The organism is Ilyobacter sp. (genome assembly GCF_041583315.1).
Taxonomy (GTDB): domain Bacteria; phylum Fusobacteriota; class Fusobacteriia; order Fusobacteriales; family Fusobacteriaceae; genus Ilyobacter.
In genome coordinates, this window is the sequence record NZ_JBFHGC010000038.1 from 1 (window position 1) to 9,460 (window position 9,460).

Consider the following 9,460-nt stretch of genomic DNA (forward strand, 5'->3'; position numbering starts at 1 on the left):
CATGATAAGAGCAGAAATAAAAAAAAGAGATATAATAACCTTTGTAGATGAAGGAGCAGTCTTGGCCAGAAAAAGCTCTGTAGACGACAGGCCAATGAGAGATGCAGTGAGGTTTAGCTCTCCTGATACAATGAAGGTGACACTGACACTGGAAGACGGATACCAAATAACAGGTATGGGAATAAAAAAAGGTATAACAACCATAACAGGAGGGGGCTTCCACGGGAAAACCACTCTGTTGAATGCCATAGAGAAAGGTGTCTATAATCATATACCTGGAGACGGCAGAGAGTACGTAATAACCAGCTATGATTCAGTAAAGATAAGAGCAGAAGACGGGAGAAGTATAGAGAAGGTAGATATCAGCAACTTTATAGACAACCTCCCTCATAAAAAAGATACAAAAAAATTCTCAACAGAAAATGCCAGCGGATCAACATCGCAGGCGTGTAATATTATAGAGGCTATGGAACTGGGAGCAGATACTTTGCTTATTGATGAAGATACTTCTGCTACAAACTTTATGGTGAGGGACAGAAAAATACAGGAACTTATATCCCATGAAAAGGAGCCCATAACTCCATTTATAGAAAAAGTAGTGTCTATGAAAAATCAGAGGGATATCTCTACAATAATAGTAGTAGGAGGTCTGGGAGATTATTTTTCTGTCTCTGACAGGGTACTAATGCTAGATGAATATCGGGTGATAGACGTAACAGACAAAGCTAAAGAGATAGACAGAAGATACAGTGAAAGCAAGATTTTAGTCAGCAGTGATGAATTTAGAGTGGGAGAGAGAGTTCTCGATTCTAAAAAAACTCCTTTACTTTTCAGTGATAAAAAATGTAAAATAAGGGGAAGGGAATTGGATGAGCTGTCAATCAACAGGGAATCTGTAGATATAAGATCTCTTGAGCAATTGGTGGAAACCGGTCAGGTTCTCTTTATAGGGGAAGTTATTAAAAAGATCTTCACTGTCAGCAAGAGAGCTACTCTAAAAGAGGCCTTGGATGAAGTGGAACTTCACCTGGAAAAAGATAATATCTGCGAATATCTAAGATGTGACAAAGGCAATCTCGTATTATCAAGAAAATATGAGATAGGAGCTGCTATCAACAGGCTGAGGAAAGAGATATTTTTATAGCAGAATGAGAGGTAATAATGGAAATTTTAGCATACATATACTATATTGTTACAACAGTTAGAAACTCTCTGTATGATAAGGGAATTTTCAAAATCAGAAAAGTAGATGACGTAGAGATCATATGCGTGGGAAATATCACTGTAGGAGGGACAGGAAAGACTCCTGCAGTACAGCACTTCACTAAGAAGCTCAAGGAAAAAGGCAAGAAAGTGGCCATAGTTTCAAGGGGGTATAGGGGGAAAAGAAAAAGAGATCCTCTCCTTGTAAGTGACGGCAGAGAGATATTCGCTTTTCCAGAAGAGAGCGGAGATGAGCCTTATCTTCATGCAATCAATGCCAGGGTTCCTGTTATAGTGGGGAAAAACAGATACAAGGCATGTTTTTATGCAAAAAAACACTTTGATATAGACACAATAATTCTTGATGACGGTTTTCAGCACAGAAAACTCAAGAGAAACAGAGATGTTGTCCTCATAGATGCCACAAATCCATTTGGAGGGAAGGCACTTCTGCCTAAAGGAACCTTGAGAGAAGACCTCAAAAGGGGCCTCAGAAGAGCCAGTGAATTTATAATAACAAAATCTGATCTGGCAAGTGAAAAAGAGGTAGAAACAATAAAAAAATATCTGAGAAGATATCAGAAAAATATATCTGTAGCAAAACACGGAGTCTCTGCACTGTGTGACCTCAAGGGAAACAGAAAACCGCTCTTCTGGATAAAGGGGAAAAGGGTTCTGCTTTTTTCCGGTCTTGCCAATCCACTTAATTTTGAAAAAACTGTAATTTCACTAGAGCCTGAATACATTGAACGGGTTGATTTTATGGATCATCACCATTTTAAGAAAAAAGATTTTCAGAATATAGAAAAAAGAGCTGAAATAATGAATGCAGACTATATAATAACAACGGAAAAAGACCTGGTAAAGCTTCCCAGGGATTTTAATCTTAACAACACATATGTTTTAAAAATCGAGTTTACAATGATAGAGGATAATATACTTAAATAGTCTGGAGGACTTTAATGGATACAATGGATATTTTGGAAATACTGAAAAATAAAAATATTGATGTTATAGAAAATATTATAAATGAAAAAGGCCGAGAGAAGGCGGTATCTTATTTTGGGGAATTTCTGGATAAAAGGTCTTATTTCACAGTAGACAGAAATGGTAAAATTAAAAGAAAAAATATGAACTATACTCTTCCTGTGGCTGCCTTTGCAGAAAAAGGTACAGATGTAGCAAAGGAAATACTCAGCTGTGCAAAGGCTGAGGAAAGGGTAAAGCTGAAAAAAATAGAGAGGTTTTCTAAAGAAACTCTGGAAAATCTAATGAAAAACTTTATGAAATTAATTGCCAATAACAATGTTAATTTTTCAATAAGATACGGGAAAGAGATATTTCTGAGAGACAGGGAACTATTTTATAAAACTCTTTTTCATTATACTCTTTTAGAAGAGATAGACAGTCAGAAATGTTTAATGGCTTTTTCTCTTAAAAAACTAATGGGAAATGACCTTGATGACAACCTTGTTTATCTGGCAATGTCCTATATAAGCAAAGTAAAAGGAAATTTTACTGAATATGAAAATACTCTTCCTGCATCAGAAGTAACAAAGGCAGACTTAATAAAAAAAGTCCGTGAGTCAAAAGAGAATCTGAGGACGAAAAGAGGGATGAATCTTCTTGCATACATAAATGTTCTTCAGGAATATGAATATGAAAATGAAGGTGTTTTTGTAAAAATAGCACTGAAAAGGCTGGAAGTACTGAAAAATGGTAGGGAGAATCTTACTGATACAGAGAGCATCATACATAAGGGATTGTAAAATTAGGAGGGCATATAATGATTGATTATCTTACTAGCAAGCTGCTGACAGTTGTGAGTGGTAAAAAAGATAAAGAAGAAGTAATAAGGCTTCTAGCAGATATGGCATCTGAAAATAGCAATGCTGTGGAAAATAAACAGCTGTTTTTAGAAAGACTTTTTCAGAGAGAAGAGGTTGGAACAACAGGAATAGGTATGGGGATAGTCGTACCCCATGCAAGATGTGAATCTTTAAATAAGATAATAATTGCTGTGGCACTTCTTGAGAATCCTATTGAGTTTAACACTCCTGACGGTGTACCTGCAAAGCTTGTAATTCTCGTGGGGGCACCTAAAAACAACAACAAAGAATATCTTGATCTTTTGGCTAAAATAGCCAGAAAATTCAGAAATAAGGACTACAGAGAAAATATCCTAGAGGCGTCTAGTAAAGAAGAACTTATAGAGGCACTGTCGGGGATCTGATGAAAAAGATAGGTATTTACGGCGGGAGTTTTAATCCTGTCCATGTAGGGCATGTAGAGATAATAAAATATGTCATGAAAGAGATGAATCTTGACAGACTGATTGTTATTCCTGTGGGAGCTCCTTCTCACAGGGAGGATCGGCTTCTTGAGGGAGAGAAGAGAATAAAACTCCTGATAGCTGCCTGCATGGATATGGACAGGGTGGAAGTATCAGATATAGAGGTGAAAAGCAAAGGGGTATCTTATACTTACGATACCCTTTTGAATTTAAAAAAGAGATATAAAGACGCTATTTTTTATGAAGTTATAGGAGAGGATTCTGCAGATTATCTGCATCAGTGGAAAGACTATGAAAATATGCTCAGAGAGTGTAAATTTGTGGTACTTAAGAGAAAAGGCTATAATTATAAACCGGATCATGAGAACATAATACTTCTGGAAAGCCCCCTATACAAATACAGCTCCACTGAGATAAGAGGGCTGATAAAAAAGGGAATGGATATAACCGGCATGGTCCCTGATAAGGTACGAGATATAATAACAAAGGAAAATTTATACAGATAGGAGGTAGTGAAATGGTCATAAGAGAGAAAGATGCCTTGAAGATCGTAGGTGAAAATCCTCGAGGCGGGAAGGGTACAATATACAATTACAGGTATCTAGATAAAGATGAGATTAACACACCTCTAAAAGGGTTCTATGTGAATGAGCTTCTTCCTGGGTCTGAGATATGTTATCATGAACATATTGATGATGAGGAATTTTATTATATACTGTCAGGCAAGGGGATCGTAAATGACAACGGAAAAGAAAGAGAGATAGGTCCTGGAGACCTTATCTACACTCCGTTTAAAGAGGGGCACGGGCTTAAAAATACAGGAGATGAGCCTATTAAATTTGCCGCCTTTATAGTGGAGGGGTAAAATATGAAAAGTGCAATTATTGTCTTTAAGGGCTGGGGTAGTACAGAGGATTTTTATAAAAGTTTTTTAGAAGGACTGGGGTCTGAAATAATCTTTTCAGAGGATCTTTCTCACAGGAATCTAGATGAATACCAAGAGGTAATAGCTCTCGGATGGTCTATGGGTACACTGGACTGTATAAGGTTTATGAGGGAGAATAAAATAGAAAAAGCTATTCTCATAGCTCCGACGCTTAATTTTACAAAGACTACGAGACCTCTTATAATCAAAAAGATGATAAAGAGGCTGAAGATAGAAAGAGCAGGGTGTCTGAGAGATTTTATAGAACTGAACTTTAGCAATAATTCAAAATTTGAAGAATATCTGGGGGAATATTTTGAAGGTATTCTGAGGATACATGATGATGAGCTGGTGAAGGGCCTCAATAAACTTATAGAGGATAAACTGTGCAGTGAGAAGTCAGAGCTGACTCCTCTTATTATACTGGGGAACAAAGACAGAGTTATCCCAGAGGAAAATTCTAAAGATGTGATAGAAGATTTTCCAAATGCAGTAGTCTGCAGGATAGAGGGCGGGCATAATCTTATATATGAAGCTGGAGGCGAAGTATATAAGGCTCTGAAAAAATATTTAGACAGATAAAAAGGCACTTTCAAAAGTGCCTTTTTATCTGTCTTTTTTTAATTATTTTTTCTTTAAAGCGATAATTTTGATCCCCAGCTCTTTTTCAAGCTGGTTGATCTTTGACAGATCATCCTCTGACAAATTGTCATAGTCATACTGTGATTCGTTATAAGCCAAGAGAAGAAGACCGTTTTCCTGTTCCAATTTTTTGATTTTTTCAACACCTTTCTCATTGCATCCGGAAATAAGATAATGCATTTTAACACCTCCAAATTAGTGATATATAATTCTAACTTAAAGTAACGGAAGAAGCAAATACAGATATAAATTTTAAAATGAATCATGGAAAATTTTATAGTGCCCGGACTTAGCTGACAAAGGTCAATGGAAAATAAAACTTCTTATTGAAATAAATGAAATTAAAAGGAAAAAAAGTGATTCTTTTGAAAAATATACTTGTAAGTTTAAAAAAATAAAAAGGAGGAATAAATATGTCAATGTTTTGTTATCAATGCCAAGAAGCTGCAGCAGGAAAAGGATGTACCATAAGAGGTGTATGCGGAAAGACACCTGAAGAGGCAAAATTGCAAGATGTACTCCTTCATGCTGTTAAGAGCGTGGCACTATACAGTTCTCCCCTGAGAGAAAGCGGAGATCTAGACGAAAGTGTAGATTATTTTATATTAAACAGCTTATTTATGACAGTAACAAATTCTAACTTTGATGATGATGTTTTATATAATCAGATTTTAACGGCAATAAAGCTGAGAGACGAGCTAAAAGAAACTTGTGAGAAAAAGAACCCTTCTGGAATCATGAAGATCTTTAAAAGAAAAACTGAAGGTTGCTGTCCCAGCGAAAAGTTTAACCACTTGCTAGATCCTGTTTCAGATTACGAAGACAAGGATAAAATTTTCGGAGTATTAGCTGATAAATCCGGAGTAATGAGGACAGAAAATGAAGATGAAAGATCTCTTAAAGAAATGATAGTATATGGTCTAAAAGGAATGTCGGCATACACTGAACATGCTGCTCACCTAGGTTACAAAAAAAGAGAGATAGTAGGCTTCGTGGAGAAGGCTCTCCTGGCTACAGATGATCCTGATGTCACCGTAGACGAGCTTGTGGCACTGACTCTGGAAACAGGAAAATACGGTGTAGAGGCTATGGCTCTTCTAGATAAGGCAAATACAGATACATATGGAAATCCTGAGATCACAAAGGTAAACATAGGTGTAGGGACAAAGCCCGGAATACTCATATCAGGGCATGACCTACGTGATATGGAACAGCTGCTGGAACAGACAAAGGATACAGGAGTAGATGTGTATACACACTCAGAGATGCTTCCTGCAAATTACTATCCTGCATTTAAAAAATATGAAAACTTTGTAGGAAACTACGGCGGATCATGGTGGCATCAGACAAAAGAGTTTGAAACATTTAACGGACCTGTACTTTTCACAAGTAACTGTATAGTTCCACCAAGAAGCGGATCACTCACTTATAAAGAGAGAATCTTCACTACAAATGCAGCAGGTATGGGCGGATGTGTCCATATAGAAAAAGATGCAGAAGGTAAGAAAGACTTTACTCCTATTATTGAAATGGCTAAAAAATGTCAAGCTCCTGTGGAGATCGAAACAGGGGAAATTATCGGTGGGTTTGCACACAATCAGGTATTGGCTCTGGCTGACAAGGTTATAGAGGCTGTGAAATCAGGTGCAATCAAGAAATTTGTGGTAATGGCAGGATGCGATGCGAGAATGCAGGACAGAAAATATTATACTGAATTTGCAGAGAAACTTCCCAAGGACACAGTAATACTAACAGCCGGATGTGCTAAGTACAGATACAACAAACTTCCTCTCGGAGATATAGGGGGAATACCTAGGGTATTAGATGCAGGACAGTGCAACGACTCTTATTCACTGGCTGTAATAGCAATGAAGCTCCAAGAGGCCTTCGGACTAGATGATATAAATGATCTTCCTATAGCCTATAATATTGCATGGTATGAGCAGAAAGCGGTAATCGTGCTTCTTGCTTTACTTCATCTAGGGGTAAAAAATATTCACCTGGGTCCTACTCTTCCGGCCTTCCTTTCACCAAACGTAACAAACGTGCTGGTTGAAAAATTTGGTATTGCAGGAATATCAAGTGTAGAAGAGGACATGAAAATATTTGGAATAGAGTAATAAAAAAACAACCGGCTAGAAGCCGGTTGTTTTTTTATCTGTATTCTTTTCCTATTCTGTCAGCAGTGAGAATGGCTGCGAAAACTTTTTCCGGTGTAACAAGAAACGGCATGTTGTGGATAGTTTCACCGGGAGCACAGGAAGCTTTTGCAACTTCCATAATAAGGTTTTCATCGATTTCTTTGACACCCATATCCTCAAGGTTTGTAGGTAGTCCCACACTGAGGCAGAAGTTTAAGACATCAAATAGCTCTTCCTGGGGAGCATTTTCAAGAATAAGCTGAACCAGAGTACCAAAAGCAACTTTTTCTCCGTGATACAAGTGATGGCAGTCTTCTAATATTGTAAGACCGTTATGAATAGCGTGAGCTGCTGCCAGGCCTCCGCTCTCGAATCCTATACCACTGAGGTAGGTATTGGCTTCCACGACATTCTCAAGAGCTTTTGTAGAAACTTTTGATTGTGCAGAATTATATGCCATATATCCTTCTTTGAGAATAGTATCATAGCAAAGCTTAGCAAGAGTAAGAGCAGCTCCTGTAGGAAGTCCTCCTCCCATATTTTTTGCATTGGACTGTGCACATGATCTGGCCTCAAAGTAAGTGGCCAGGGCATCTCCCATACCTGAAACAAGTAGTCTTGCAGGGGCCTTTGAAATAATATCAGTATCCATGAGAACTATATTGGGGTTATTTGGAAGCAGAAGATACTCGTCAAAAATACCCTCTTCTGTATAAAGAACAGAAAGAGCACTGCAGGGAGCATCAGTAGAAGCAATTGTAGGTGCTATAACAACAGGGAGATCAGTATAATAGGCTACAGCTTTTGCTGTGTCCAGAGTCTTACCACCACCGACCCCTATAATAATCTCACTTCCGAAAGCTTCAATTTTATCTTTTATTCTGGCAATTTCTACTTTTGAGCACTCTCCGTTAAAAAGTTCAAAATCAACAGGGATCTTTTTATCTGAAAAACTTTTGCTGATTTTTTCCTTGGTGAGATTCATTACAAATTCGTCAGCAATGACCAAGGCTTTTTTTCCAGCATGAGAAGCCAAGTTTCCAATGGCTCCGTTTCCTTGAATGTATTTTCCCGGTGACAAAATAATATTTTCCATTTACTACCTCCTAGTGATATTTTTATCAATAACAAATTAAAAATCATTTGCTGTAAAACAAATACGCAAAGATTTTTCATTTTATCCTAATAATTTATAACAGGAAAAAGTGTCATGAAAGTGTCGTTACATTTTTTATTTGATTTTTTTTGGAATTTATAAACAAAGTGATTAAATTATCATAGAGGGCACTGTAGAATTTTAAATTATAGTGGGGTGTATATTTTCAAATTGTTATATTGTATACTTAGAATGAAATGATGCTGATTTCAGACATGAAGATAATAGGTGAGATTTTTAAATAGATTATCCAAATAAGAAAGGTGAGATATATGATAGTAGCTATAGATTTTGACGGAACAATAGTAGATAGTTCTTTTCCAGATATAGGAGAGATCAAACCCAATGCTGAAAGGGTGATAAAAAGACTTTTTGGAGAGGGTCACAAAATAATAATATGGACATGCCGTCCTGTAAATAATAAAGGGATGGAGGAGATGAAAAAATGGCTGAATTTCAAGGATATCCCCTATCATAAAATTAATGAAAATATCGACGGAATAAAAATTACGACATCTAATAAGGTGTTTGCAGATGTGTATATAGATGATATGGACGTACACTGCCGGGAAAAGGGAGTGGACTGGTATCGTATAGAGGAGATTTTTGAGAATACAGGGGTGTTCAGACTTAGATTCCCCAAACCTTCCAGAGACTGAATTTAAAAATCCGGCTCTTTAGCCGGATTTTTAAATTTGTATGTTTTTTTCTCTAATAATTTTTGCTACTTTTGCAAGGTCTTCTGATGTGTCTACTCCTACAACTTTGTAAGGAGTGTCTAAAACCTTTATTTTATACCCGTTTTCTAAGACTCTGAGCTGTTCTAAAGATTCTGAGATTTCCAAATCTGTAGGATTCATTTTGGAATATTCAATCACAAAATCTCTTTTATAACCGTATATTCCCACATGCTTGTAATAGTTTTTCATATCCAAAGTCCTAGGGTAGGGAATGGGACTCCTGGAAAAATAGATGGCATAGTCTTCCCTGTCAGTTATAACTTTTACATTATTTGGATTTTCTACTTCCTCATAGGTGTCGATCTTATGCTTTAAAGTGGCCATAACAAGATCACTGGTTTTTCTGAAAGGCTCTATAAG

12 protein-coding genes are annotated in these 9,460 nt (G+C 36.9%); 9 read left to right on the forward strand and 3 right to left on the reverse strand.

All coding sequences use genetic code 11. The features are described from left to right. From ABZA26_RS02505 to ABZA26_RS02535, 7 genes are all read left to right on the forward strand, one after another. A partial coding sequence (locus ABZA26_RS02505; RefSeq protein ID WP_372712949.1) for a P-loop domain-containing protein occupies nt 1-1,144 on the forward strand: 1,144 nt, incomplete at its 5' end. A 17-nt stretch (nt 1,145-1,161) separates the two neighbouring features. After that, a complete protein-coding gene (lpxK, locus tag ABZA26_RS02510; RefSeq protein WP_372712950.1) occupies nt 1,162-2,151 on the forward strand; it encodes a tetraacyldisaccharide 4'-kinase in 990 nt (329 codons plus the stop codon). A 14-nt stretch (nt 2,152-2,165) separates the two neighbouring features. Beyond that, nucleotides 2,166-2,972 carry a hypothetical protein gene (locus ABZA26_RS02515; protein WP_372712951.1) on the forward strand — a complete coding sequence of 269 codons (807 nt, stop codon included), beginning with the start codon at nt 2,166-2,168 and terminating at the stop codon, nt 2,970-2,972. A gap of 17 nt (nt 2,973-2,989) precedes the next feature. Next, nucleotides 2,990-3,436, forward strand: a complete 447-nt coding sequence (locus tag ABZA26_RS02520; RefSeq protein WP_372712952.1) for a PTS sugar transporter subunit IIA — start codon at nt 2,990-2,992, stop codon at nt 3,434-3,436. Then, the gene (nadD, locus tag ABZA26_RS02525) at nt 3,436-4,002 is read left to right on the forward strand and encodes a nicotinate-nucleotide adenylyltransferase (protein WP_372712953.1); all 567 of its coding nucleotides are present in this window, start codon (nt 3,436-3,438) and stop codon (nt 4,000-4,002) included. The genes ABZA26_RS02520 and nadD overlap by 1 nt, the downstream gene beginning before the upstream one ends. An 11-nt stretch (nt 4,003-4,013) precedes the next feature. Further along, entirely contained in the window at nt 4,014-4,361 is a 348-nt protein-coding gene (locus tag ABZA26_RS02530; protein WP_372712954.1) for a cupin domain-containing protein, read from the forward strand. 3 nt (nt 4,362-4,364) lie between these two features. Beyond that, nucleotides 4,365-5,003, forward strand: coding sequence for an alpha/beta hydrolase (locus tag ABZA26_RS02535; protein WP_372712955.1), 639 nt, complete (start codon nt 4,365-4,367; stop codon nt 5,001-5,003). A gap of 42 nt (nt 5,004-5,045) precedes the next feature. Here ABZA26_RS02535 and ABZA26_RS02540 read toward each other — a convergent pair whose 3' ends face one another. After that, entirely contained in the window at nt 5,046-5,243 is a 198-nt protein-coding gene (locus tag ABZA26_RS02540) for a hypothetical protein (RefSeq protein ID WP_372712956.1), read from the reverse strand. 233 nt (nt 5,244-5,476) lie between these two features. Between ABZA26_RS02540 and hcp the strand changes: the two genes are divergently transcribed. Further along, on the forward strand, nt 5,477-7,183 hold the full coding sequence (gene hcp, locus ABZA26_RS02545; protein WP_372712957.1) for a hydroxylamine reductase: 1,707 nt from the start codon (nt 5,477-5,479) through the stop codon (nt 7,181-7,183). 34 nt (nt 7,184-7,217) lie between these two features. On the opposite strand, the gene ABZA26_RS02550 is transcribed toward hcp, so the two are convergent. Next, complete coding sequence (locus tag ABZA26_RS02550; protein ID WP_372712958.1) at nt 7,218-8,300, reverse strand: glycerol dehydrogenase; 1,083 nt, start codon at nt 8,298-8,300, stop codon at nt 7,218-7,220. A 332-nt stretch (nt 8,301-8,632) separates the two neighbouring features. On the opposite strand from ABZA26_RS02550, the gene ABZA26_RS02555 reads away from it, so the two are divergent. Then, a complete protein-coding gene (locus ABZA26_RS02555; RefSeq protein WP_372712959.1) occupies nt 8,633-9,019 on the forward strand; it encodes an HAD hydrolase family protein in 387 nt (128 codons plus the stop codon). A gap of 30 nt (nt 9,020-9,049) precedes the next feature. Here ABZA26_RS02555 and ABZA26_RS02560 read toward each other — a convergent pair. After that, the coding region (locus ABZA26_RS02560; protein ID WP_372712960.1) for a cytidylyltransferase domain-containing protein at nt 9,050-9,460 on the reverse strand (411 nt) is incomplete at its 5' end.

Coding starts and splice junctions, on each gene's coding strand:
- lpxK (WP_372712950.1), top strand. CDS start 1,162: ATGGAAATTTTAGCATACATATACTATATTGTTACAACAGTTAGAAAC.
- ABZA26_RS02515 (WP_372712951.1), top strand. CDS start 2,166: ATGGATACAATGGATATTTTGGAAATACTGAAAAATAAAAATATTGAT.
- ABZA26_RS02520 (WP_372712952.1), top strand. CDS start 2,990: ATGATTGATTATCTTACTAGCAAGCTGCTGACAGTTGTGAGTGGTAAA.
- nadD (WP_372712953.1), top strand. CDS start 3,436: ATGAAAAAGATAGGTATTTACGGCGGGAGTTTTAATCCTGTCCATGTA.
- ABZA26_RS02530 (WP_372712954.1), top strand. CDS start 4,014: ATGGTCATAAGAGAGAAAGATGCCTTGAAGATCGTAGGTGAAAATCCT.
- ABZA26_RS02535 (WP_372712955.1), top strand. CDS start 4,365: ATGAAAAGTGCAATTATTGTCTTTAAGGGCTGGGGTAGTACAGAGGAT.
- ABZA26_RS02540 (WP_372712956.1), bottom strand. CDS start 5,243: ATGCATTATCTTATTTCCGGATGCAATGAGAAAGGTGTTGAAAAAATC.
- hcp (WP_372712957.1), top strand. CDS start 5,477: ATGTCAATGTTTTGTTATCAATGCCAAGAAGCTGCAGCAGGAAAAGGA.
- ABZA26_RS02550 (WP_372712958.1), bottom strand. CDS start 8,300: ATGGAAAATATTATTTTGTCACCGGGAAAATACATTCAAGGAAACGGA.
- ABZA26_RS02555 (WP_372712959.1), top strand. CDS start 8,633: ATGATAGTAGCTATAGATTTTGACGGAACAATAGTAGATAGTTCTTTT.